The sequence below is a fragment of the Streptomyces globisporus C-1027 genome, from assembly GCF_000261345.2.
GTDB classification, from domain to species: domain Bacteria; phylum Actinomycetota; class Actinomycetes; order Streptomycetales; family Streptomycetaceae; genus Streptomyces; species Streptomyces pakalii.
Genome location: NZ_CP013738.1, coordinates 5,080,382 through 5,103,484 on the forward strand (window position 1 = coordinate 5,080,382; position 23,103 = coordinate 5,103,484).

Below are 23,103 nucleotides of genomic sequence, written 5' to 3' on the forward strand. Positions count from 1 at the left end.
GACCGACAGGGGTGCAGCCATGACCGTCACGTCCGAGCAGCGGTTCGGGGAGTTCGTCGTCGTACGGCGGCACGAGGGGCAGGACCACGTCGCCGAGCTGGTCCTCGACCGCCCGAAGGCCATGAACGCCGTCTCCACCGACATGGCCCGCTCGATCGCCGCCGCCTGCGACGCGCTCGGCGCCGACCGGGACGTCCGGGCCACCGTCCTGACCTCCAGCCATGAGCGGGCCTTCTGCGTGGGCGCGGACCTCAAGGAGCGCAACTCCTTCTCCGACGCCGACCTCGTCCGCCAGCGGCCCACCGCCCGTGCCGCCTACACCGGGGTCCTGGAGCTGCCGATGCCGGTGATCGCCGCCGTGCACGGCTTCGCCCTCGGCGGCGGCTTCGAACTCGCCCTCGCCTGCGATGTGATCGTCGCCGACGCCACCGCCGTGGTCGGGCTGCCCGAGGTGTCCGTGGGCGTCATCCCGGGCGGCGGCGGTACGCAGTTGCTGCCGCGCCGGGTGGGTGCGGCCCGCGCCGCCGAGCTGGTGTTCAGCGCCCGCCGCGTCGAGGCCGCCGAGGCACGCGAACTGGGGCTGGTGGACGAGCTGGTCGAGGCGGGCCGGGACCGCGAGGAGGCCCTCGCGCTGGGCGCCCGGATCGCCGCCAACTCGCCGGTCGGGCTGCGTGCGGCCAAGAAGGCGCTCCGGCTGGGGCAGGGGCTCGATCTGCGGGCGGGCCTGGAGGTCGAGGACGCGGCCTGGCGGTCGGTGGCCTTCTCCGGCGACCGGGCGGAGGGTGTGGCCGCGTTCAACGAGAAGCGGCGCCCGGACTGGCCCGGCGAGTGACGATGCGCGTCCGTGACGCAGGGTGGTCTCCCGGCGCGAAATAGTTGAAATTAGTTACGCACCAAACTGATCAAAAGGGGACAAATCTACATAGGCTGTAGAAATGGGTGGTGACGACGAACGGCTGCGGGCCGTGGTTTCGCTGGCGCAGACCATGGCCGCGGCCTACACGCCGCGCGAATCGTGGCGAGCGGCGGCGCTGGGCGCCTGCGAGGCGTTGAGCGGGAGCTTTGCCGCGCTCTCCGTGTGGGAGCGGGACCGGGGCAGGCTGCGGGTGCTGGTGAACGCGGGGCAACGGGCCGAGGGGGAGGAGGAGTTCCCCGAGGAGGAGGCCTACCCGGTCCATGAGTTCCCGGAGATCACCGAGTTCCTGCACGAGCGCTGGGCCGGCGGCGGCGAACCCGACGCCTGGGTGGAGACCGCCGACGGGCAGGCCGGAGCGGGTGGTCCGGCGCGCGGCGCCCGCCCGTACTGCCACCAGCGGGTCGCCGCGCTGCGGCGGCGCGGCCGGGGCTGCTGCGTGGTCGCGCCGATCGTGCTGCACGGCCGGGCGTGGGGCGAGCTGTATGTGGCGCGGCCGGCCGGGCAGCCCGTCTTCGACCGGGCCGACGCCGACTTCGCGACCGTGCTCGCCGCCGTCGTGGCCTCCGGGATCGCCCAGACCGAACGCCTGGAGGAGGTCCGCAAGCTGGCCTTCACCGACCCGCTGACCGGCCTCGCCAACCGCCGCGCGGTCGACATCCAGCTCGACGAGGCCGTCGAGCGGCACCGGGTCGACGACACGGTGGTCAGCCTCGTCGTCTGCGACCTGAACGGCCTCAAGGCGGTGAACGACACCCACGGCCACGCCGTCGGCGACCGCCTGCTGGAACGTTTCGGCTCGGTGCTGTCGCTGTGCGGGGCGATGCTGCCGGAAGCGCTGGCCGCCCGGCTCGGCGGCGATGAGTTCTGCCTGCTCGCGGCGGGCCCCCCGGCCGACGCGGTCGTCGGGGTCGCCACCGAGCTCTGCGACCGGGCGGCGGTGATCGAGCTGGGCGAAGGCGTCGCCTGCGGGGTCGCGTCGACCGGTGACCCGATCGGCCCCGTGCGCTCGGCTCGGCGGCTGTTCCGGCTCGCGGACGCCGCCCAGTACCGGGCCAAGGCGGCCCGCTCCCAGGGGCCTGTGGTGGCCGGGCGGGACGGCGAGGTCATCCGGCTCGCGGACTCCCCGCCGAAGTCCCCGCACGACCGGCGCAGGCTGCGCGGCAACCGGCCGTGAGTCCGGCCGGTGCCGTAAGGGGCCCTGTACGGCAGCACTAGTGACATGGAGGGTTTCAGTCCGTACGCTGCTGAATATGGATATGCACACTGTCGTGGTAGGGACGTCCGGAACCACCGCCGAGGACGTCGTCGCCGTGGCCCGCCACGGCGCCCGGGTCGAGCTCGCCGCCGCCGCCGTGGACGCGCTTGCCGCCGCCCGTCTCATCGTGGACGCGCTCGCCGCCAAGCCCGAGCCGGTCTACGGCGTCTCCACCGGCTTCGGCGCCCTCGCCAGCCGCCACATCAGCCACGAGCTGCGCGCCCAGCTCCAGCGCAACATCGTCCGCTCGCACGCGGCCGGCATGGGCCCGCGCGTCGAGCGCGAGGTCGTCCGCGCGCTGATGTTCCTCCGGCTCAAGACGGTCGCCTCCGGCCACACCGGCGTACGCCCCGAGGTCGCGCAGACCATGGCGGACCTGCTGAACGCGGGCATCACGCCCGTCGTCCACGAGTACGGCTCGCTCGGCTGCTCCGGAGACCTCGCGCCCCTCTCGCACTGCGCGCTCACCCTGATGGGCGAGGGCGAGGCGGAGGGTCCCGACGGCACGGTCCGCCCGGCCGGCGAACTGCTCGCCGCCCACGGCATCGCCCCGGTGGAGCTGGCCGAGAAGGAGGGCCTCGCCCTCCTCAACGGCACCGACGGCATGCTCGGCATGCTGGTCATGGCCCTCGCCGACCTGAAGAACCTCTACACCTCCGCCGACATCACCGCCGCCCTCTCCCTGGAGGCGCTGCTCGGCACGGACAAGGTGCTCGCCCCCGAGCTGCACGCCATCCGCCCGCACCCCGGTCAGGGCGTCAGCGCGGACAACATGCTGCGGGTGCTGGCCGGTTCGGGCCTGACGGGCCATCACCAGGACGACGCGCCCCGGGTCCAGGACGCCTACTCGGTGCGCTGCGCCCCCCAGGTCAACGGCGCGGGCCGCGACACCCTGGACTACGCGGCGGTCGTCGCGGGCCGCGAACTGGCCTCCTCCGTCGACAACCCGGTGGTCCTCCCCGACGGCCGGGTCGAGTCCAACGGCAACTTCCACGGGGCGCCCGTCGCGTACGTCCTGGACTTCCTCGCGATCGTCGCCGCCGACCTCGGCTCCATCTGCGAACGCCGCACCGACCGGCTGCTCGACAAGAACCGCTCGCACGGCCTGCCGCCGTTCCTCGCGGACGACGCCGGGGTCGACTCGGGCCTGATGATCGCCCAGTACACCCAGGCCGCCCTGGTCAGCGAGATGAAGCGGCTCGCGGTCCCCGCGTCCGCCGACTCCATCCCGTCCTCCGCGATGCAGGAGGACCACGTCTCCATGGGCTGGTCCGCCGCGCGCAAGCTCCGTACCGCCGTGGACAACCTGGCCCGGATCGTCGCCGTCGAGCTGTACGCGGCGACCCGCGCCGTCGAACTGCGCGCCGCCGAGGGGCTCGTCCCCGCCCCCGCCTCGCAGGCCGCCGTGGCCGCGCTGCGGGCCGCCGGAGCCGAGGGCCCGGGCCCGGACCGCTTCCTCGCGCCGGACCTGGCCGCGGCCGACACGTTCGTACGGGAAGGGCGCCTGGTCGCGGCCGTGGAGCCGGTCACCGGGCCGCTGGCCTGATCCGGCTCCCCTACGCGTACGGAGGAGGGTCCCCGCGCCGGGGGGGTGCGGGGGCCCTCTTCGTATGCGTACCCGTACCGGGTCAGTAGGCCGAGCGCGTCCCGGAGTGGCGCACCGAGTACGTGACGAAGCCCGCGCCGATACCCAACAGGGCGGTACCGCCGATGAGATACGGGGTGGTGTCCAGACCCGGACCGGTGTCGGCGAGACGCGCCTCGGATGCGGCGTCGGCCTTCCCGGCGGTCCGGTCGGATGTGGCGGCCGGGCCGCCCTGCTGCTCGGCGTTCTCACCGGTCGCGTTGGCCGACGGGACGAACCAGAGAGCGGCCAGCAGCGTGCCTGCGGCGGTGGCGGTCAGCAGTGTGCGACGAGCGACGGACACAGATTCGATCCCCTTGCGACAACCATGAGTTAGCCCCGTGGGCCGATGCTAAGCAAAGCAGCGGGTCGGTGGAAAGTCGTGGCCCCGCCGGGCCGTACGCTCCGGCCATGAGCACAGATGAGACATCCAGGTTTGTTCGACTTCGGGTCGAGATGGTGCTGGAGGTCACCGACCTCGACGCCCTGACCGGCACCGCCCTCGAATCGATCGCCGCCGAGTACGGGGAGCCCGTCGCCGGCGTCGGCGGGAGCGAGTCCGCCGAGGAGCGGATGCATGCCGAGGCCACGGTCCGGGCAGACGGTGCAGAGGCCCTCGCCTCCCTGGTCGACCCCTTCGACCTGGTCAGCGAGGTGCCGGGGGTCGAGCTCGCGCAGGCCTCCTGGAGCAGCGAATCCATCGAGTACGACCCCGACGCGGAGGGCTGGGACGACGCGGACGACGGCGAGGAGGGTCTCTTCCTGCCGCGGGACGGGGACGACGAGGAGGGGTACGGCGACACGGTCGCGCACAATGGGATGAACGACGGCGAGGACGGTGGCCCCGCGCAGCGGGTGTGACGTGTGAGAACACCGGCCCCGGCCCCGCTCTGCTGCGGACCGGGGCCGCGCCGTGCGGCGGAGGAAAACCGGGGCGCTGCCACGGGAACCATGACCGCCGGGGCGGCGTCGATGAGTGGTGTTCCCCACATCTGTCGAGGATGCGGAACGGACCGCCCTTCCCGGGTGTTCTTGGAACATTGACGGGGAATGCCGCCTGGCGGTCCCGTCCGGGGATTTTGGGGAAATCGGCAACGATGGAGAAGCGTGTGATGACGGACAGCAAGCGGCGCAAGGGCCTCGTGGCCGTGTCCGCACTGCTCGGCGGCGTGCTGGTGCTTTCGGCCTGTACCGACGACGGCGACAAGGGTGGCAAGGCGAACACCGGCACCTCGGAGTCCTCGCAGCAGGACGTCGACAAGGCGGCAGCCGCGGACGCCTCCGAGGCGCAGATAGCGATCAAGCCGAAGAACGGCGCCACCAACGCCAGCATCAACAACGCGGCCCAGGTCACCGTCACCAAGGGCAAGCTGACCGAGGTCGTCATGACGACGCAGGACGGCACCCCGGTCGAGGGCACGCTGGCCGCCGACGGCTCCAGCTGGAAGCCCGCGGGTCAGCTGGAGCGCTCCACCACGTACAAGATCGACGCCACGGCCGCCGACTCGAAGGGCCGCGAGGCCCACGAGAACAGCTCCTTCACGACCGTCTCGCCCGACAACAGCTTCATCGGGAACTTCACCCCCGAGGACGGCTCCACGGTCGGCGTCGGGATGCCCGTCTCGATCAACTTCAACAAGGAGATCACGGACAGGAAGGCCGTCCAGGACGGCATCACCGTGAGCTCCAGCAGCGGCCAGGAGGTCGTGGGTCACTGGTTCAACGGCCAGCGCCTGGACTTCCGCCCCGAGGACTACTGGCAGGGCGGCTCCACCGTCACCCTGAAGCTGGCGCTCGACGGCGTCGAGGGTGCGGACGGCGTCTTCGGCGTCCAGCAGAAGACCGTCACCTTCAAGATCGGCCGTAACCAGGTCTCCACCGTCGACGCGAAGACCAAGCAGATGACGGTCACCCGCGACGGCAAGACGATCAAGACGATCCCGATCTCCGCGGGCTCCCCCGACAACCCCACGTACAACGGTCAGATGGTGATCTCCGAGAAGCACAAGGAGACCCGGATGAACGGCGCCACCGTCGGCTTCACCGATGACGACGGCAAGGGCGAGTACGACATCAAGGACGTGCCGCACGCCATGCGCCTGTCCACGTCGGGGACCTTCATCCACGGCAACTACTGGGGCAAGGGCATCTTCGGCAACGCCAACACCAGCCACGGCTGCGTGGGCCTCGCCGACGTGAAGGGCGCGAACGACCCCAACGCCCCCGGCGCCTGGTTCTACGACAACTCGATGGTCGGCGACGTGGTCATCGTCAAGAACTCCCCGGACAAGACGATCACCCCGGACAACGGCCTCAACGGCTGGAACATGAGCTGGGCGGAGTGGACGGCCGGCTCCCAGGCCTGATCCGCCCACCGGCTCCCCTCCCGGTCCGCCGGTTCCCCTTCTCCGCACCACCCCGTCCCCGCCCGAAGGCGGCGGCCCCGGAAACCCCGGGACCGCCGCCTTCGGCGTGTCCGGGCCCGGCGGCCCTCTGGCATGACCTCCGAGGTAATCGACGGTCTCCGCTCCGCCCGGCAGCATCGAGGGTGTCGAGGGGATCCACCCCGACCATCCTTCCGGAGGGCCCGACCATGACCGCGTACGCCATCGCCCACCTGCGTCCCGCCGACGGCCCCGTCCAGGACGAGGTGCTGCACTACATCGAGCGGATCCAGGCCACCTTCGAGCCCTACGGGGGCCGCTTCCTGGTGCACGGCGCCGAGGCGGAGGTGGTGGAGGGGGCCTGGCCGGGCGCGGTGGTCATGGTGGGCTTTCCCGGGGTGGCGGAGGCCCGCGCCTGGTACGCCTCCCCGGCCTACCAGGGGATCCTGCCGCTGCGCACCCGGCATCTGGACGGTGACGTCGTGATCGTTCCCGGGGTCGGCCCGGAGTACGACGCGTCGGCCACGGCGGCGGCGATGCGGGCGGCGCGGGACCGTACGGCGCGGGAGGCCTGAGACCGGGCTCGGCCCGCGGCTCCCGCTCCTGGGCTGCCCACCCAGGTCGCGAGGGGGACAATGGAGCAGCCGGGAGACCGGTGCCGGCACATGGTCCGCACCGGCGGACGACAGCCGGAACGGGGGGCTGGGAGGAGCCTGGGCCATGGGTGCCACCGAGCGTTTCCAGGACGATCCCGGCTCTTCGGCCGTGGCGCCGTCGGACCCCGGTGGCCTGCTGGATGTGCTGAACGTGGCCGCTGTCCTGCTGAACGCCGAAGGCAGGATCGACCTCTGGAGCCCTCAGGCCGAGATCCTCTTCGGCTACAGCGCCGAGGAGGCCCTGGGCAAGTACGCGGGCCATCTGCTGATCGACAAGGAACACCTCGACACGGTGCTGGCGCTGTTCTCCCAGGTCATGGACGACGGCGAGAGCTGGGCCGGCGTCTTTCCCGTCCGGCACAAGGACGGCAGCACGCGGGTGGTCGAGTTCCGCAGCATGCGGCTGCAGGACGACCAGCGCGCATACTGGGCCCTGGGTCTCGCCACCGACCGGACGACGCTGCGGCGGGTGGAGCGGAACCTGGCCCTGTCCGCCCAGCTGGTCTCCCAGGCACCGATCGGGCTGGCCATGCTGGACACCGACCTCCGGTACATCTCCGTCAACCCCGCGGAGGAACGGATGAACGGTGTGCCCGCCGCCGAGCACGTCGGCCGGCACGTCAGTGAGGTGCTGCCCCGCCTCGACGCGGCCTTCGAAGGTGCCATGCGCGAGGTCCTGGCCTCCGGGACACCGGTCGTGGACCAGTACACCGTGGGCCGCACGCCGGCCGACCCGGACCATGACCACGCCTGGTCGATCTCGTTCTACCGGCTCGAATCCTCCGACGGGAGAGTCCTGGGAGTGGCCACCTCCAGCGTCGACGTCACCGACCGGCATCGCGCCGTGGAGGAACAGCGCCGGACCGCCCTCACCCTCCAGCGCAGCCTGCTGCCCCACCCACCCGCACAGCGGCCGGGGCTGGAGGTCGCCTTCCGCTACCGCCCCGCCCAGGCGACGATCGAGATCGGCGGGGACTGGTTCGACGTGATTCCCCTGGCCGGCGACAAGACCGCCCTCGTCGTCGGCGACGTCATGGGCAGCGGTGTGGCAGCCGCGGCCACCATGGGACAGCTGCGCACCGCCACGAGAACCCTCGCCGATCTCGATCTGCCCCCGGCCCGGGTCCTGCACCACCTCGACCACATCACGGACGGCCTCGACACCATCGCGACCTGCGTCTACGCCGTCTTCGACCCCCGCACCGGGCGATGCGACCTGTCCGTTGCCGGGCACCTGCCGCCCGTCCTCCTGCGTCCGGACGGCAGACGCGAGCTCCTCGACCTGCCCACCGGCGCTCCCTTGGGAGGCTGCGGCATCTCCTTCGAATCCACCTCCATCGTTCTCGAGCGGGGAGACCAGCTCGTCCTCTACACCGACGGACTCGTCGAGACGCGCGACCAGCCGATCGACGCACGCCTGAACGCTCTCCTCGACGTCCTCGACGACCCCCGCCGTTCGCTGGACGCCACCTGCGACCTGCTTCTGCACACCCTGCGGCACAGCGGAGAGCGCGACGACGTGGCTCTGCTCATCGCCCGGGCCGGTGCCGGCCCCGCAGGGCGAGGCGAGGGGCAGGATCAGTCCGTACGCCCCCGCACCGCCGCCCGGTAGGACCGCAGATCACTGCGCCGCACCTGGCGTACCCCCGCGAGGTCCTCCCACGGCTCGGCGGGGCGTCCCGCGGGGCGCTCGGGGCCGCCGTCGGCCGCCGCCGGGCCGCGGAGCCGGCGCCAGGGCTGGAGCGGCAGCCAGAGGAGGCCGTACAGCCAGCGCAGCACCAGCCTGCGGAAGCCCGGCCGGCCCGCGTCGGGCAGCCGGATCACCCGGACGCCCATGATCAGCTTTCCGGCGCTCGCCCGGACGGCCATGGTCAGCAGCACCTGGTTGGCGAACGACAGCACGGTCAGCTGGACGACCAGCAGGGCGATCGCGCGCCCCGTCCCGCCGGAGGCCAGGCAGGACCGCACCAGCAGCCCGACGGCCAGCAGGCACAGATAGGCGTCGAGCCCGACCGCCAGATACCGGCGCATGTCCGCCGTGCCCTTGGGCAGGCGCGGCTGCCCGCGGGGCCCCGGGGCGGGATAGGCGGAGGGGCGGGCGTAGGCCGGATACGCCGCTCGCGCGGGCGCCCGTACGGGAGGCGGCGGGGGCGGGACCGGGCGGGACCTCGGCGGGCCGTCCCCGGCCCGGTGCGCCCCGCGCGACGCCCGTAACTCGTCAGGAGGCTGCCCTCTCCGACGCCCCCGTGGCTTGGTCATGGGGGCATCATGACTGAACGTCAGGCGGGGTGTCCCTGTTCCTGACGGGTAACAAGCACGCCGGCCCCTTGTTTCACCGGACCCCCACGGTCCACCCGACGGTGCCTTGCGGCGGTTACGGGTCCGGAAGCGGGGGAAACGCCTGATCATGGCCACTATGTGGATGGCCCTCGAAGATCATCGGACAGCGTTGGACAATCGGACCGGTGGTGCCCTCCGGGACGGGGGCGCCGACGCGCACGAGCCGACCACGGAAGGTCTTGATCAGATGCCGGTCATCCCCGACTCGCCCGACTCCGCCCGCACGCAGGACGCCGCAGCCCGTGTCATCGAGCCGCTCTACGCCGAGATCCTGCGCCGCAACCAGGGTGAGCAGGAGTTCCACCAGGCGGTCCGTGAGGTCCTGGAGACGCTCGGTCCTGTGCTGACGCAGCGCCCCGAGTTCGTCGATGCCCGCATCATCGAGCGCATATGCGAGCCGGAGCGCCAGCTCATCTTCCGGGTGCCGTGGTCGGACGACTCCGGCGACATCCACGTCAACCGCGGCTTCCGGGTGGAGTTCTCCAGCTCGCTCGGCCCCTACAAGGGCGGGCTGCGCTTCCACCCCTCGGTCAACCTCGGCATCGTGAAGTTCCTCGGCTTCGAGCAGATCTTCAAGAACGCCCTCACCGGGATGCCCATCGGCGGCGGCAAGGGCGGCGCGGACTTCGACCCCAAGGGCCGGTCCGACGCGGAGATCATGCGGTTCTGCCAGTCGTTCATGACCGAACTCCACCGCCACCTGGGCGAGTACACGGACGTGCCCGCCGGTGACATCGGCGTCGGCGGCCGGGAGATCGGCTACCTCTTCGGCCAGTACAAGCGGATCACCAACCGTTACGAGTCCGGCGTCCTCACCGGCAAGGGCCTCGGCTGGGGCGGCGCCCAGGCCCGTACGGAGGCCACCGGCTACGGCACGGTCCTGTTCACCGCCGAGATGCTGCGCAGCCGGGGCGAGTCCCTGGAGGGCCAGACCGTCGCGGTCTCCGGCTCGGGCAACGTGGCCATCTACGCCGTCGAGAAGGCCCAGCAGCTCGGCGCGACCGTCATCACCTGCTCGGACTCCGGCGGTTACGTCGTCGACGAGAAGGGCATCGACCTCGCCCTCCTCAAGGAGATCAAGGAGGCCGGCCGGGGCCGGGTCGCGGAGTACGCCGAACGGCGCGGCGCCCACGCCCGGTTCGTGCCCGGAACGGGCGTGTGGTCGGTCCCCGTGGACGTGGCCCTGCCCTGCGCCACGCAGAACGAACTCCACGAGGACGACGCGCTGAACCTCGTACGCAACGGGGTCAAGGCGGTCGCGGAGGGCGCCAACATGCCCACCACGCCGGAGGCGGTCCGCATCCTCCAGGAGGCGGGCGTCGCCTTCGCCCCGGGCAAGGCGGCCAACGCGGGCGGGGTCGCGACGAGCGCGCTGGAGATGCAGCAGAACGCGTCGAGGGACTCGTGGACCTTCGCCCACACCGAGGAGCGCCTCGCCGAGATCATGCGGCACATCCACGACTCCTGCTACACGACGGCGGAGCGCTACGGCAGCCCCGGCAACTACGTGGTCGGCGCGAACATCGCGGGCTTCGAGCTGGTCGCGGACGCGATGCTGGCGCAGGGGCTGATCTGACGGACGCCGGGGGCGATGCGGACCGGGGAGGCGTCGACGCCTCCCCGGCGACCGCTGCCCCGCACGGCTGAGGCCGGTGCCTACGGCCTCCCCCGCGCGGGGGAGCGGCCCGGCCCGCGCGGGGGATTCGCCGTCGGGCCCGCCCCGCGAGGGTGGAGCCATGACCCCGAAGCTCTTCCACCGTCCCCCGCCCGCGGGGGACACCGAGCGGCCCGTTCCCCGCTGGGCGACGCCTGGCCCACGCGCTACCGCTGCTCCTGCTGCCGGCGTGCCTGTGGCGGCTGCCCTTCGCCGTGCACTTCGAGATGGGGCAGGTACAGGCGGGCGGCATGCCCGCCCACTGGCTGAGCATCCCGTACGTCCTCGGGCTCAGCGTGCTGACGGAAGTGATCGCGATCCTGACCATCGGGCTGGTCCGGGGCTGGGGCGAGGTGGCACCCGCCTGGATACCGCTCATCGGCGGCAGACGCATCCGGCCGACGGCCGCCTTCGTCCCGGCGGTCCTCGGCGGCCTGATCCTCACCGCCCTCTTCACGGCCGTCCCTCTCGGCGACGACCGCAGCCTCACCCTCTACGGCGTCGTCGACACCGTCGCGTACACCAACGAGGCCTGGAGCGCGCTGGCGACGGTCTGCGTCACCCCCGTCGCCGCCTGGGGGCCGATCACCATCGCTCTGGCGATCGCCTACTACCGTCGCCGGACCGCCCGTTCTCCGAACACAGCCGTCTGGCACGGAACTTCGCCGACAGCAGATCCGCCCGCAGCGCAACGCCCACCCCGTGCCGAGGGGGCGCCGAGCTCCTAACCTGGGACGGTGACCATCCGAGCGACGAACCAGGCCGACGTGATCCCCCTGCGCCCGCTCCCGACGGCGGCGGACCCGGCACCCCGGGACCTGCCCCGGGAGCCGCTCTGGCGCGACCTCGTCGGGGAGGTGCTGCGCCGCGAACGCCGGGCGCAGGGCCGGACGTTGAAGGACGTGTCCGAGGCGTCCCGGATCTCCATGGCGTACCTCTCCGAGGTGGAGCGCGGCCGCAAGGAAGCCTCCTCGGAGGTGCTGGCCGCCGCGGCCCAGGCGCTCGGCCTGAGCCTCGCCGACGTCCTGGCGCTGGCGGGGGAGCGGCTGGTGAGCCTCACGGCGGCCCGCGACCGGACCCGGTCCCGCTCGCTGGGGGCAGCGAGCGGGCACCGGCCGGTACGGACGAGCGGCCCGGTCCGTCCGACCGGCCCGGCGGGTCCGATGGGCGGCGTGCTCCTGGCGGCCTGAGTGACGGGCGGCGGCGTGCTGCCGGAGGCCCGGCCCGGACGCGAGGCCCTGGCTCAGCCCTCGGCCGGGGCCACGCCGATCGGGCAGGAGACGCCCGTGCCGCCGATTCCGCAGTAGCCGCCCGGGTTCTTGTCCAGGTACTGCTGGTGGTACGCCTCCGCCGGCCAGAACGGGCGGCCCTCGGCCGGGAGGATCTCCGTGGTGATCTCCTTGTGGCCCGAGGCCGTCAGGACCTTCTGGTACGCCTCACGGGAGGCGTCGGCCGCCGCTGCCTGGGCGGGGGAGTGGGTGTAGACCGCGGAGCGGTACTGGGTACCCACGTCGTTGCCCTGGCGGAAGCCCTGGGTCGGGTTGTGCGACTCCCAGAACAGCTTCAGCAGCTCCTCGTACGACACGACGGCCGGGTCGAAGACGACGCGTACCGCCTCCGTGTGACCGGTCAGGCCCGAGCAGGCCTCCTCATACGTGGGGTTCTCCGTGTAGCCGCCCTGGTAGCCGACGAGCGTCGTCCACACGCCCTCCGTCTGCCAGAACTTCCGCTCCGCGCCCCAGAAGCAGCCCAGCGCGAAGTCCGCCACCTCCAGGCCCTCCGGGTACGGGCCCACCAGCGGGTTGCCGAGGACCGTGTGGCGGGAGGGGACGGTGAATTCGGGGACGGGGCGGCCGCGCAGGGCCTGCTCCGGGGTGGGGAGCACGGGGGTGCGGTGGTTCAGGAACATGCGGGGCTCCTCCGGGGGGTTGGTGTTCGGTACGTACAACAAGGGAGCGGCCGCCGGGATTCCGGGGCCCGCCAGTCACCCGGCGGCCTCGGCGACGTCTGCCAGGGCCCGGGCGAAGCCCCGCGTCCGGGCCGTCTCGTGGTTCCGGTGCCACACCAGCGCGAGGGAGGACTCCGGGAGTCCGGTCACCGGGACGAAGGTCACCGCGTGGCTGCCGTAGTAGTCGGCCGTCGGGTCGCACAGCAGCATCCCGCCCCGGCCCGCCCGCACCAGGGCGAGGCCCTCCTGCAGGCTTCCCACCGCGGGCCCCGCCGGGATCGCGCGGCCACCGGGCGTGACGACCGGGGCCTGGGCGAGCCGCCAGTACTCCGGGGCCGCCCCCGAGACGCCGATGAGCGGGCAGCCCGCCAGGTCCTCGGCGTCGATGCCGGGGCGGCGCGCGTACGGGTGCCGGTCGGAGACGGCCAGGGTCAGCGGCCGGGCGGAGAAGACCGGGCCCAGCACCAGCGCGTCGTCCCGGACCGGCATCAGCACCACCGCCGCGTCGACCTCGCCCCGGTGCACCGCGCCGAACGGATCCGAGAGCGGTATCTCCACGATCTCGGCGGCGCAGTCGGGATGTCCGTCCCGGAACGCCGTGACCGCCCGCATGAACGGATCGTTCGCCGTCCCCTGGAAGCCGATGCGGAACACCCCGCCCACGCCGCGCGCCGCCTCCCGGACCTCCTCGATCGTCTCCACGATCGCGTCGAAGGCCGGCCGCAGCCCCGCGTGCAGCCGCTCGCCCAGCGGGGTGAGCCGGACCCGGCGGCTCGTGCGGTCGACCAGCCGTCCGCCGATCCTGCTCACGAGGCCGCCTCCTCGCTGTTCGTCGGGGTGTTCAACGCGGCCATCGCGCTCGGGGCGCTGGCCGGCGGGCTGGTGGCGGACGGCGTCGGCGTCACGGCGGTCACGGTGACGGGCGCGGCGCTCGTGGCGGGTGCGCTGGTGACGACGGCGGCGGGCCGGGCCCCTGTGCCCGAGGCACCCGCCGTGCCCGGGAAGGCCTGACCCCGCCGCGACGGCCCGGCCCCCGCCCCGCCGGACCATGCAGCCGTACGGAGGTCAGTGCGGCAGCGTCGCCGGGCTGCCGCCGTTCGCCTCGTACCCCGCGACCGCCAGCGCCCGGTAGACCGTGTACTGCGCGGCCGGGTCCGGCTCGGCCGTCCACGGCAGCGCGCCTACGTGGCCGTCGATCCGGATCAGCTGGTGCATCGCCTCCGACCAGCGCTCCATGTGCACCAGGAACAGCACCAGGAGGTGGCGGACATGGGCCAGCATCGGGTCGTCCTGGCGTGCCGCGTGCACCGCGAACATCGCGCCCTCGACCGCCTTGGTCACCACCTGGCTGCGGTAGAAGCCCTGCACCAGGTTGACCTCCGGCAGGTGCTCGTACACCGCGAACAGCGGCAGCGCCGCCAGCAGCGAACCGTGCGGGGCGCGGGCGGCGGCGGCCGTGGCGAAGGCCTCGGCGTCCTTGCGCGAACCGTGCCACCGCTCGGAGTGGAAGTGCAGCGCCGCGATGTGCGCGCCCAGGTGCGCCGGGGCCCGGTCGATGATCTTCGCCCACAGCTGGTCGAACTGCTCGGGGGTGTAGCCCAGGCCCCGGGCCACCGCCAGCTCCACGATGTACGGCACGGGGTCGCCCGGCGCGAGCAGGGCCGCCTCGCCGCAGACCGTACGGGCCTCCTCCAGGATGATCCGGAAGTCGTCGCTGCCCGCCGCCGAGGAGCGCCACGCCTGCTGCACCAGGAACTCCGCGTGCACCGCCGCACCGCCCGCGTCCTTCGGGGACTCCGCGCGCCAGGCCCGCAGCCACGAGCCGCCCCGGCCCGGCTGCTGCGCCAGCTCCAGCGAGGCCGCTCCCGCGAAGGCCTGGATCCGCTGCCAGCGCACCTCGCCCTCCTTCGGCGTCCCGGCCAGCAGCTGGGAGGCCGCCTGCCACTGCTGGGTGCCCTGGACGACGTCGAGCACGTCCAGGAGGTCCTGGTCGGGGCCCGGCATCCGGACGTCCAGCTCCTCCTGGCGGGCGAAGCCGTACGTGTCCGGGTCGGCGGCGTCCGGCGAACCGGGGGCGACCTGGCGGATACCGCCCCGGCGGCGCATCAGCCAGGGGCCGATGACCGCCGCGAGCATGCACATCGCGAGCAGGAACAACAGAATCTCCATGGACCCATTGTCCCCGGAGCGGCAAGTGGCCGGTAAGGGCCAGCGCCAGGAACTACGCTCGGGCCTCATGAGCGACCAGCACAGCTTCGAAACCCTCGCCATCCACGCGGGGAACACCGCCGACCCCCTGACCGGCGCGGTGGTTCCGCCGATCTACCAGGTCTCCACGTACAAGCAGGACGGCGTGGGCGGACTGCGCGGCGGATACGAGTACAGCCGCAGCGCCAACCCGACCCGTACCGCCCTGGAGGAGAACCTCGCGGCCCTCGAAGGCGGCCGCCGCGGTCTCGCCTTCGCCTCCGGTCTCGCCGCCGAGGACTGCCTCCTGCGTACGCTGCTGACCCCCGGCGACCACGTGGTCATCCCGAACGACGCCTACGGCGGCACGTTCCGGCTGTTCGCGAAGGTCGCCGCGCGGTGGGGCGTGGAGTTCTCGGTGGCCGACACCTCGGACGTGGCCGCCGTACGGGCCGCGATCACCCCGCGCACCAAGGCGGTCTGGGTGGAGACCCCGTCCAACCCGCTGCTCGGCATCACCGACATCGCCGCCGTGGCCCAGGTCGCGCACCAGGCCGGGGCCCGCCTCGTCGTCGACAACACCTTCGCCTCGCCCTACCTCCAGCAGCCCCTGGCGCTCGGCGCGGACGTCATCGTGCACTCCACCACCAAGTACATGGGCGGCCACTCCGACGTCGTCGGCGGCGCGCTCGTCGTCAGCGACCCGGAGCTCGCCGAGGAGCTGGCGTTCCACCAGAACGCCATGGGCGCGGTCGCCGGTCCCTTCGACGCCTGGCTCGTGCTGCGCGGCATCAAGACGCTCGCCGTCCGCATGGACCGGCACACCGAGAACGCCACGAAGGTCGCCGACCTGCTGACCCGGCACCCCAAGGTCTCCCAGGTCCTCTACCCGGGCCTGCCCGAGCACCCCGGGCACGAGGTCGCCGCCAAGCAGATGAAGGCCTTCGGCGGCATGGTGTCGTTCCGTGTCGCGGCCGGCGAGGAGGCGGCGGTCGAGGTCTGCAACCGGGCGAAGCTCTTCACGCTCGGCGAGTCCCTCGGCGGCGTGGAGTCGCTGATCGAGCACCCGGGCCGGATGACGCACGCCTCCGTCGCGGGATCTCTGCTGGAGGTCCCGGCCGACCTGGTCCGGATCTCCGTCGGCATCGAGAACGGTGACGACCTGCTCGCCGACCTCACCCAGGCGCTGGGCTGATCCTGCGGACATGACAGGGGCGCCCGCCGGTGACGGCGGGCGCCCCTCGCGTTCCGGTGTTCAGGCGCTCACCTTCTCGTCCGCGTCCTCCAGCATGCCCCTGATCTGCTCGCGCAGTTCAGGGGTGTTCTCGTGTCCGTGGACCGATGCCGCGTGTTCGCTCGCGGCCCGGACGACCTCGTCCTCCTCACCGGTGAGGGTGAGGGTGCAGTTCGTCTCGCTCGGATACTTGCGGCAGTCCGCGGTCTTCCTCGTCATCACGGCCTCCTCGGCTCGTACGACAGCCGCCTTCTCCAGCGTAGGCCTCTCCCACCGGGACCCCAACGGCTCACCAGCCCTCCAACGGCGGAGTGACCTGGGCGGGCTCGGTCGCCCACGGCTGCTCGACGCCGACCCAGACCAGGAACGCCACGAGCGCCAGGGCCAGCAGCCAGCCCGCCGTCCGCTGCGCCGCCCGGCGCAGCCGGAGGCGGCGTCCGCCGTGCCGGACCGCCTGCGCGGCCAGGTCGGGCGGCAGGGCGGGATGCGGGCCGTCCAGCATCCGCCGGACCTGCTCCTCGCGCGGGTCCCGCCGGTCCGCGCTCACGGCGTCCTCCGGGGTGCCGGGGCCGCGCCGCGCCCCGCACCCGACGCCCGCAGCGCCGCCACCGCCCGCGCGCACACCGCGCGGACCCGGTCGGCCGACAGTCCGAGCAGCGCCGCCGTCTGTCCCTCGCCGACCTCCTCGTACATCCGCAGGACCAGCACCAGCCGCTCGATCGGGGTCAGCCGGTCCAGCAGACCGCCGCGCGGCCGCTGGTGGCGCCGGGCCTCGCGGGCGAAGCGGAGAGCCAGCTCCCGGCGGGCCCGGTCGTAGGGGTCGCCGCCGTGCAGCCGGTCCCAGTCCGCGTACGTCCGGGCGAGCGCCGCGCGCAGCAGCGCCTCGGCCCGGACATACGCACCCGGGGGCTGCGACGGTTCGCCGGTCAGCAGCGTCGCCGTGTGCAGCAAGCGTCCGCCCGCGCCCGCCACGAAGGCCTCGAACTCCAGGGCGCGGAGCCGGTCCCGGTGGGTCGCCCGCTCTGCCATGCACCACATACGAGCCCCGGTGCCCGGGTGCGGTCAAGGGTGTGGGCACGGTGGGATCGGCTGGTGCGTCGCTATGCCGAGTACCGGTCCTCATGCAGATGCAGCGCGAGGAGCGCGATGTCGTCCTCCTTGCCCTCACCGAACGTGTCCAGGAGGTGGTCGCAGAGGGGTTCGAGCTCGCGCGGGCCGGCCGCCGCCGCGTCGAGGAACGCGCCCAGGCTGTGGTCGAGGTCCTGGTTGCGGACCTCGACCAGCCCGTCGGTGATCAGCAGCAGTCGGGATCCCGGTGCGGTGGTCCGGACATGGGCGGGAGGGTGGGGAAGCCGCAGGCCCAGCAGCGGACCGTGCTCGGACAGATAGGCCGCGCCGCCATCGGGAGCGAGGAGCAGCGGAGGTATGTGACCGGCGTTGGCTATGTGGATCCGGCTGTCGTCCGGCTCGACCAGGACCAGGCAGAGCGTCACGGTGAGACCGGGCCGGGTATGGGCGAGGAGGGCGTCCAGACGCTCCAGGACATGGTGGGGCGGGTGGCCTTCCAGGGCGTAGGCGCGCAGCGCGTGCCGGATCTCGCCCATGACCGTCGCCGCGACGAGCGAGTGTCCGGCCACGTCACCGATGGCCAGGAGCAGCCCGGCAGGGGTCTGGAGCGCCTCGTAGAAGTCGCCGCCGATCTCGGCGTGGTCGGAGGCCGGGCGGTAGCGCACGGCAAGGCTCGTGCCGGGAGCGTCCGGGAGCCGGTCCGGCAGAAAGGTCCGCTGGAGGGCCAGCGCCAGGGAGTGCTCCTCGTTGAAGGTGCGCAGGGCCTCCAGCGCCAGCGCACTGGCGTTCACCAGTTGCTGCAGGAGCTCGCGCTCGTCGGTGGTGCGGGCCGCGGCGGCCGGGACGGCGACGGCGACGGGCGGCCGGTTTCGTTTGGTGCGCGCCACGACGAGCGACACGTCGCCCTCGATCGGGTCGAGCGGCAGCAGCGCTCTCCACCGGCTCCCGGGAATCGTCACGACCTCGATGCCGGTGCTGCCTCCCAGGACCGGGGAGGCCAGCCCGTCGAGCAGCTCGGTCATCGCGGGCAGGGTGACCGGAGCGGCGTCCGGACCGGTCGCATGGCTGTGCACGGTCAAACCGTGTGGACTGAGGAAGACCGAGGTGGCGGGGCCGGACATGAGGGAGGCCGCACCACGGGTCGCCGCCGCGCTGAAGGCGGGAAAACCAACCGCCCGGTACACGTCCAGCGTGGCCCGGTTCAGCGCGGCCAGCCGCAGTGTCAGGTGCTCCGCGCGCCGCCGGGCCCGAGCGTAGCGAAGGGCTGCTGTCACGGTGGCCAGGAACTCGTTCGGATCGATCGGCTGGTCGAGATAGGCGTCCGCGCCCCGACTGAGTCCCTCGGTGTGGTCCTCCGTGTTGACGGCGACCGCTGACACGTGGACGACCGGCAGAGAGGCGGTGCGCGGATCGGCCTTGATCCGCTCGCACACCTCGAAGCCGCTCATGTCCGGGAGCTGTACGTCGATGACGGCCACCTCGGGCAGAGCGTCGCCCGTCTCGGCCAGCAGGTGGAGGCCCGCCGTCCCGTCGGCCGCGCCGAGCACCGTGTGCCCGGCGCGGGTGAGCCAGCTGGTGAGGATGTAGCGGTTGGTCTCGTCGTCGTCTATCACCAGGACGGTTCCTGGGGCGGCGTCGCGCCGGGCGGTCTCGGTCACGGGATGTTCTCCGGGGAGGGTGCGGGCGTAGCGGGCGTGAAGGGCAGCTCGACCTCCACTCGGGTGCCCGCTCCGGGGGTGCTCGACAAGCGCAGTGTTCCGCCGAGGAGCTCGGTGAGGGTCCGGGCGTAGGGGAGGCCGAGTCCGGTACCCCGGTGGACCCGCTGGAGGGGTCCGCGTACCTGGTAGAACTCCTCGAACACGCGGGACAGCTCGGCCTCCGGGATGCCCACCCCGGTGTCCGTGACCGTGAAGTAGATCCGCGGCGGTTCCACCCGGACGTCCAGCCTCACCTCGCCCCTCTCTGTGAACTTCAGGGCGTTGGACAACAGGTTGCGCAGGATGCGTGTGAGCAGGGCCTCATCGGTCACCGACACGGGCAGCTCCGAGGACGGCGGCATCAGCAGCGTTACGTCGGACGGGCCGGTGTTCCGCATCACCGCGCCCAACTGCGCCAGCAGCGCCCGCAGATCGGTCGGCGCCGCGTTGACCTCCAGCTGGCCCGCCTCGGCCTTGGCCACGTCCAGCAGATCGCCCACCAGCGCGAGCAGCGACTGCCCCGAGGCGTCGATCAAGGAGAGCTGCCGGCGCTGCTCGTCGGTGAGCGGGGAGGATCCGGGGGCCAGCAGCAGCCGGGTCAGCGCCACCACCGCGTTCACCGGGGTGCGGAGCTCATGGCTGATGTTGCGCCAGAACCTCGTCTTGGCCTCGCTCGTCTCGCGCAGCCGAGCGGACTTCTCCTCCAGTTCGGCGTGGAGGGCCACGACCCCGCTGTTCGTCTCCTCCAGTTCCTGCGACAGCTCGGTGTAGAGGGCGAGTACCCCGCGGTTGGTCTCCTCCAGCTCCTCGTTGAGCCGCCGCATCTCCTCACGTTGCGCCCGGGTCTCCTCCAGAGCGGAGATCAGGTCGCGGGTCTGGGCCCGCAGGTCGTCGGCGAGGGAAGGGGTCGCGTGGCGCCGCAGAGCCGCGACGACGGCGCTCCGGGCATCCGGGCCGTCCCTCCAGCTCGCCGGGAGGGCATGCTCCGCGACGATCCGGTGCCGGGCGGCGCCGGCCTCGTGGCGGACCCGGTTCAGCAGCCGGGAGGCCGGTTCCAGGTCGGGGCCCGCTTTCGTGCCGCGCGCCCACGCGAAGACGACGGTGAGCACGCGCTCCGCGTCCACCGGGAGCGCGAAGGTCACGGTCAGGTCCTCGCAGCCGAGGCGGTCGCGGCCGAGCTCGCTGAGCGCGGTGGCGAAGCGCACCTGGTCCTGCCGGTCCATGCCGAGCGCCTCCGCCGCGCTCTGCCCGGTGCGCCGCAGGGCGAAGACGTCCTGCGGCGTGGTGAGGCTGTACGAGGCGAGCACGCCCGGGTCCGGTGCGCCGCCCGTCACCAGGCCCCCTTGACGACCACGATCCCCGCGTCGTCGTGGCGGACACCGGCCTCGCGCAGCAATTGCCCGGCGATCACGGCCGGGGTGTGCCGGAGCAGCCCGGGCAGCTCGTCGGCCTTCCAGCGGTCGGTCAGGCCGTCGGAGTGCATGACCAGGGCCCCGCCCGGGGGCAGCGGCAGCTCGAACGTCCGCAGGCTGCGCATCTGCTGCCCGACGATGCCCGGTGCCGAGAGCAGGCCCTTGCGGGAGCCGGGGCCCAGCAGAACCCCGCTCACGTTGCCGATGCCGCAGTAGAGCACCCGTTCCCGGGCCGGCTCGATCCTGGCAATGGCGACTGCACCGCCCCGCGTGCTCCGTAGCGCCGCGTGGATCCGGCGCAGCAGGCCCTCCGGGTGCCGGTCCGCACTCCGCCGGAACTCCGTCACCGCCGCGTCGGCGGCGCGTGCGGCGAGCGGCCCGTGGCCCAGCCCGTCGCAGAGCATGACCAGCACCGCGGACCCCGACGCGGATGCGGAACGCGGTTCCGTCGCGTCGCTCGTCCCCCCGCCCTCGTCGACCTTGACGGCCCAGGCGTCACCGCAGCTGGTCTCCCCGCTGATGGGCCGCGTCAGCCCCGAGGAGACCGACACCTCCCCGCCGGTGGGCCCGCTTCCGGCCGGGCGGTCCCAGAACTGCGCGGCCATGACGGTGCCCCGGCCCGGCAGGGAGTGGACGTCGAACGCGTCGGCGAGACGCACCACCGCTCCCAGCCCGATCCCGAGGGTGCCGCCGGAGGACGTTCCGTCGGCCAGCGCCGCCTCGACGTCGGCCATGCCGGGGCCGGTGTCCACGGTGAGGAACTCGACCCCCGCCCGGTCCGAAGTGCGCAGGACCCGCAGCAGCAGAGCGCCGTCGCGCGCGTGCCGCTGGAGGTTGGTCGCGGCCTCGGTGACCGCGAGGGCGACCTCGGAGGCCCGGTAGCCGTCCAGCCCGATGCGCCGCGCAAGCGTGGCGGCAGCACCCCGGGCGGCCGAGGGCATCTCGGCGGCGGCGCGGAACCATTCCACGTCCTCGCAGTCGAGCACGGCCGGGCCGGTCATCGGGCCCACTTGACGATGGTGACGGTGGTGCCGCGGTCCACCTCGGTGTCCAGGAAGAACTCGTCGACGAGCCGCCGGGCCCCGCTGAGGCCGAGGCCCAGCCCGCCACCGGAGGTCCAGCCGTCCGTGAGGGCCAGTTCGGTGTCGGGGATGCCAGGGCCCGAGTCCTCGAAGACCGCCGCGACGCCGCGCCGGCCCTGCCGCTCCACCAGCCCGGCCCGCATCGCCCCGCCTCCGCCGTAGACCAGGGTATTGCGGGCGAGCTCGCTGGCGGCCGTGATGAACTTCGTCTGGTCGACCAGGGACAGCTTGCACTGCTGCGCGAACGCGCGGACGTGCTGGCGGGAGCGGACGACGTCGTCGTTCCCGGTGATCGGCTGTGTCCGCGGCGGGGCTTCGGCAGCCCACGGGACGGTCATGGCAGTTCCGCGCCGGTCGCAGACCGGCGCAGCAGCGCGAGTCCCTTCTCCAGGTCGAGTGCCGTGCGCACGCCGCCCAGGGAGAGGCCCAGCTCGACCAGGGTGATGGCCACGGCCGGACGCATGCCCACGACCACGGTCTCGGCGTCCAGCAGCCGGGATATGGAGGCGATCGTGGCCAGCATGCGGCCGACGAAGGAGTCGACGATCTCGACCGCCGTGATGTCGATGACGACCCCGCGGGCCGCCCGGGCGACGATCTGCTCGGCCAGATCCTCCTGGAGGTCCAGAACCGTCTGGTCCTCCAGATCGACCTGAATGGAGACCAGCAGGATGTCACCGATCCGTAGGACCGGAACGCGTTCGCTCATCGGCGCGCGTCCTGGTGCGTGACAAGGTCGACGCCGGACTTGCGTAGCGCGTGCTGGAGCGCGTCGGCGAGGGTCGCCTTGGTGACGATGTCGCCGAACTCGATGCCGAGGGCCACGATGGTCTGCGCGATCTGCGGCCGGATTCCGGAGACCGTGCACTCAGCGCCCATCAGCCGGGCCGCCACCACCGTCTTGAGCAGGTGCTGGGCGACCTGCGTGTCGACCGCGGGCACTCCGGTGATGTCGATGATGGCCTGCTCGGAGCCGGTGTCGACCAGGGCTTGGAGCAGCTTCTCCATCACGACCTGGGTGCGCGCCGAGTCCAGCGTGCCCACCAGAGGCACGGCGATGACCCCGTCCCACAGCTTGACCACGGGGGTCGACAGCTCCATGAGCTGGGCCGCCTGCGAGCTGATGATCTCCTCCCGGGTGCGGGTGTACACCTCGACGGTGTAGAGGGCCAGATCGTCCAGGGCGCGCCCCAGCCGGAGGTAGGCGGTGGTCTCTTCGGCGGAGTCGTTGCGCAGCGCGGGCTCCAGGGCCTGCTTGAGCGCCAGTACGCTGATTGCCGTCTCGCTCGGGGTGAACCCCTGCCGGGCCCGGTTGCGCGACAGCTCGGTCAGCAGAGCCCGCACCTCGGAGAAGCCATCCCCGCGGGTTTCCTCGCCACCCGCCCGCAGGCCCTCCACGAGAGCCTCGTACAGTTCCCGGAGCTCCCGGTCGACCTCGGCCTTGCTGATGCGGCCCTGGAGCGAGCCGGTGACCCCGTCGATCCACTCGGAAGTGATCTTCTCGCGGTCGGTGGAGAGCAGCTCCACCGGACCTCTCGGGCTTTCCTGCTGTGCCACGCCCCGCCCCTTCACTTCTAAAAAGTATCCTTCGGGAAACTCTTCAGGAAGCGTACGGCAGGGCGCCGCCGCTCCGGGCAGGGGCCTTC

The 23,103-nt window shown here is 72.7% G+C and carries 25 protein-coding genes and 1 pseudogene; 12 read left to right on the plus strand and 14 right to left on the minus strand.

Features of this window, described 5'->3' with window-relative positions:
- Positions 1-19 precede the first annotated feature (19 nt).
- The 3 genes from WQO_RS22490 to hutH all read left to right on the plus strand — a co-directional run bounded on the left by WQO_RS22490 (position 20) and on the right by hutH (position 3,717).
- A complete protein-coding gene (locus WQO_RS22490; protein ID WP_010058513.1) occupies positions 20-832 on the plus strand; it encodes an enoyl-CoA hydratase/isomerase family protein in 813 nt (270 codons plus the stop codon).
- Positions 833-935: 103 nt separating this feature from the next.
- On the plus strand, positions 936-2,090 hold the full coding sequence (locus tag WQO_RS22495; RefSeq protein WP_010058512.1) for a GGDEF domain-containing protein: 1,155 nt from the start codon (positions 936-938) through the stop codon (positions 2,088-2,090).
- A gap of 76 nt (positions 2,091-2,166) precedes the next feature.
- Positions 2,167-3,717, plus strand: a complete 1,551-nt coding sequence (gene hutH / locus WQO_RS22500; RefSeq protein ID WP_010058511.1) for a histidine ammonia-lyase — start codon at positions 2,167-2,169, stop codon at positions 3,715-3,717.
- A gap of 82 nt (positions 3,718-3,799) precedes the next feature.
- Here the strand turns inward: hutH and WQO_RS22505 are convergent, their stop codons facing one another.
- Positions 3,800-4,099, minus strand: coding sequence for a hypothetical protein (locus WQO_RS22505; protein WP_010058510.1), 300 nt, complete (start codon positions 4,097-4,099; stop codon positions 3,800-3,802).
- A gap of 152 nt (positions 4,100-4,251) precedes the next feature.
- On the opposite strand from WQO_RS22505, the gene WQO_RS22510 reads away from it, so the two are divergent.
- From WQO_RS22510 to WQO_RS22525, 4 genes are all read left to right on the plus strand, one after another.
- Complete coding sequence (locus WQO_RS22510) at positions 4,252-4,656, plus strand: hypothetical protein (RefSeq protein ID WP_010058509.1); 405 nt, start codon at positions 4,252-4,254, stop codon at positions 4,654-4,656.
- 236 nt (positions 4,657-4,892) lie between these two features.
- Positions 4,893-6,161, plus strand: a complete 1,269-nt coding sequence (locus tag WQO_RS22515; protein ID WP_029182092.1) for a L,D-transpeptidase — start codon at positions 4,893-4,895, stop codon at positions 6,159-6,161.
- Positions 6,162-6,388: 227 nt separating this feature from the next.
- Entirely contained in the window at positions 6,389-6,754 is a 366-nt protein-coding gene (locus WQO_RS22520) for a DUF1330 domain-containing protein (protein WP_010058506.1), read from the plus strand.
- Between the two features lie 145 nt (positions 6,755-6,899).
- On the plus strand, positions 6,900-8,447 hold the full coding sequence (locus WQO_RS22525) for a SpoIIE family protein phosphatase (protein ID WP_010058504.1): 1,548 nt from the start codon (positions 6,900-6,902) through the stop codon (positions 8,445-8,447).
- Here the strand turns inward: WQO_RS22525 and WQO_RS22530 are convergent.
- Positions 8,414-8,866: an RDD family protein gene (locus WQO_RS22530; RefSeq protein ID WP_010058503.1), complete on the minus strand. Its 453-nt coding sequence runs from the start codon at positions 8,864-8,866 to the stop codon at positions 8,414-8,416. The two genes, WQO_RS22525 and WQO_RS22530, sit on opposite strands and share 34 nt — an antisense overlap.
- 496 nt (positions 8,867-9,362) lie before the next feature.
- On the opposite strand from WQO_RS22530, the gene gdhA reads away from it, so the two are divergent.
- The 3 genes from gdhA (at position 9,363) to WQO_RS22545 (ending at position 12,019) form a co-directional block, all read left to right on the plus strand.
- On the plus strand, positions 9,363-10,751 hold the full coding sequence (gene gdhA / locus WQO_RS22535) for an NADP-specific glutamate dehydrogenase (RefSeq protein ID WP_010058502.1): 1,389 nt from the start codon (positions 9,363-9,365) through the stop codon (positions 10,749-10,751).
- 329 nt (positions 10,752-11,080) lie between these two features.
- Positions 11,081-11,557 carry a hypothetical protein gene (locus WQO_RS22540; RefSeq protein WP_335339652.1) on the plus strand — a complete coding sequence of 159 codons (477 nt, stop codon included), beginning with the start codon at positions 11,081-11,083 and terminating at the stop codon, positions 11,555-11,557.
- 9 nt (positions 11,558-11,566) lie between these two features.
- Positions 11,567-12,019 (plus strand): helix-turn-helix domain-containing protein, encoded by a 453-nt coding sequence (locus WQO_RS22545; RefSeq protein WP_010058500.1) that lies wholly within the window; start codon positions 11,567-11,569, stop codon positions 12,017-12,019.
- A gap of 53 nt (positions 12,020-12,072) precedes the next feature.
- On the opposite strand, the gene msrA is transcribed toward WQO_RS22545, so the two are convergent.
- Positions 12,073-12,738, minus strand: coding sequence for a peptide-methionine (S)-S-oxide reductase MsrA (gene msrA / locus WQO_RS22550; protein WP_010058498.1), 666 nt, complete (start codon positions 12,736-12,738; stop codon positions 12,073-12,075).
- Between the two features lie 75 nt (positions 12,739-12,813).
- A pseudogene (locus WQO_RS22555) lies at positions 12,814-13,590 on the minus strand (LysR family transcriptional regulator); the annotation flags it as partial.
- Positions 13,591-13,614: 24 nt separating this feature from the next.
- On the opposite strand from WQO_RS22555, the gene WQO_RS22560 reads away from it, so the two are divergent.
- Positions 13,615-13,788 carry a hypothetical protein gene (locus tag WQO_RS22560; RefSeq protein ID WP_010058494.1) on the plus strand — a complete coding sequence of 58 codons (174 nt, stop codon included), beginning with the start codon at positions 13,615-13,617 and terminating at the stop codon, positions 13,786-13,788.
- A 54-nt stretch (positions 13,789-13,842) separates the two neighbouring features.
- Here the strand turns inward: WQO_RS22560 and WQO_RS22565 are convergent, their stop codons facing one another.
- Positions 13,843-14,946, minus strand: coding sequence for a hypothetical protein (locus WQO_RS22565; protein ID WP_010058493.1), 1,104 nt, complete (start codon positions 14,944-14,946; stop codon positions 13,843-13,845).
- Positions 14,947-15,013: 67 nt separating this feature from the next.
- Here WQO_RS22565 and WQO_RS22570 point away from each other — a divergent pair, with 67 nt between their 5' ends.
- Complete coding sequence (locus tag WQO_RS22570) at positions 15,014-16,159, plus strand: cystathionine gamma-synthase (protein WP_010058492.1); 1,146 nt, start codon at positions 15,014-15,016, stop codon at positions 16,157-16,159.
- Between the two features lie 60 nt (positions 16,160-16,219).
- Here WQO_RS22570 and WQO_RS22575 read toward each other — a convergent pair whose 3' ends face one another.
- The 9 genes from WQO_RS22575 to WQO_RS22615 form a co-directional block, all read right to left on the minus strand.
- Positions 16,220-16,417, minus strand: a complete 198-nt coding sequence (locus WQO_RS22575) for a DUF1059 domain-containing protein (RefSeq protein ID WP_010058491.1) — start codon at positions 16,415-16,417, stop codon at positions 16,220-16,222.
- Positions 16,418-16,487: 70 nt separating this feature from the next.
- Positions 16,488-16,745 carry a hypothetical protein gene (locus tag WQO_RS22580; RefSeq protein WP_010058490.1) on the minus strand — a complete coding sequence of 86 codons (258 nt, stop codon included), beginning with the start codon at positions 16,743-16,745 and terminating at the stop codon, positions 16,488-16,490.
- Positions 16,742-17,227, minus strand: a complete 486-nt coding sequence (locus WQO_RS22585; RefSeq protein WP_010058489.1) for a sigma factor-like helix-turn-helix DNA-binding protein — start codon at positions 17,225-17,227, stop codon at positions 16,742-16,744. Before WQO_RS22585 ends, WQO_RS22580 begins: the two co-directional genes overlap by 4 nt.
- Positions 17,228-17,298: 71 nt before the next feature.
- Entirely contained in the window at positions 17,299-18,924 is a 1,626-nt protein-coding gene (locus WQO_RS22590) for a fused response regulator/phosphatase (RefSeq protein WP_010058488.1), read from the minus strand.
- Positions 18,921-20,297, minus strand: a complete 1,377-nt coding sequence (locus WQO_RS22595) for an ATP-binding protein (protein ID WP_010058486.1) — start codon at positions 20,295-20,297, stop codon at positions 18,921-18,923. Before WQO_RS22595 ends, WQO_RS22590 begins: the two co-directional genes overlap by 4 nt.
- Entirely contained in the window at positions 20,294-21,376 is a 1,083-nt protein-coding gene (locus WQO_RS22600) for an ATP-binding protein (protein WP_010058485.1), read from the minus strand. Before WQO_RS22600 ends, WQO_RS22595 begins: the two co-directional genes overlap by 4 nt.
- Positions 21,373-21,795, minus strand: a complete 423-nt coding sequence (locus WQO_RS22605; protein WP_010058483.1) for an ATP-binding protein — start codon at positions 21,793-21,795, stop codon at positions 21,373-21,375. Before WQO_RS22605 ends, WQO_RS22600 begins: the two co-directional genes overlap by 4 nt.
- Positions 21,792-22,166 carry an STAS domain-containing protein gene (locus WQO_RS22610; RefSeq protein WP_010058481.1) on the minus strand — a complete coding sequence of 125 codons (375 nt, stop codon included), beginning with the start codon at positions 22,164-22,166 and terminating at the stop codon, positions 21,792-21,794. Before WQO_RS22610 ends, WQO_RS22605 begins: the two co-directional genes overlap by 4 nt.
- On the minus strand, positions 22,163-23,014 hold the full coding sequence (locus WQO_RS22615; protein WP_029182090.1) for an STAS domain-containing protein: 852 nt from the start codon (positions 23,012-23,014) through the stop codon (positions 22,163-22,165). The genes WQO_RS22610 and WQO_RS22615 overlap by 4 nt, the downstream gene beginning before the upstream one ends.
- Between the last annotated feature and the right edge of the window lie 89 nt (positions 23,015-23,103).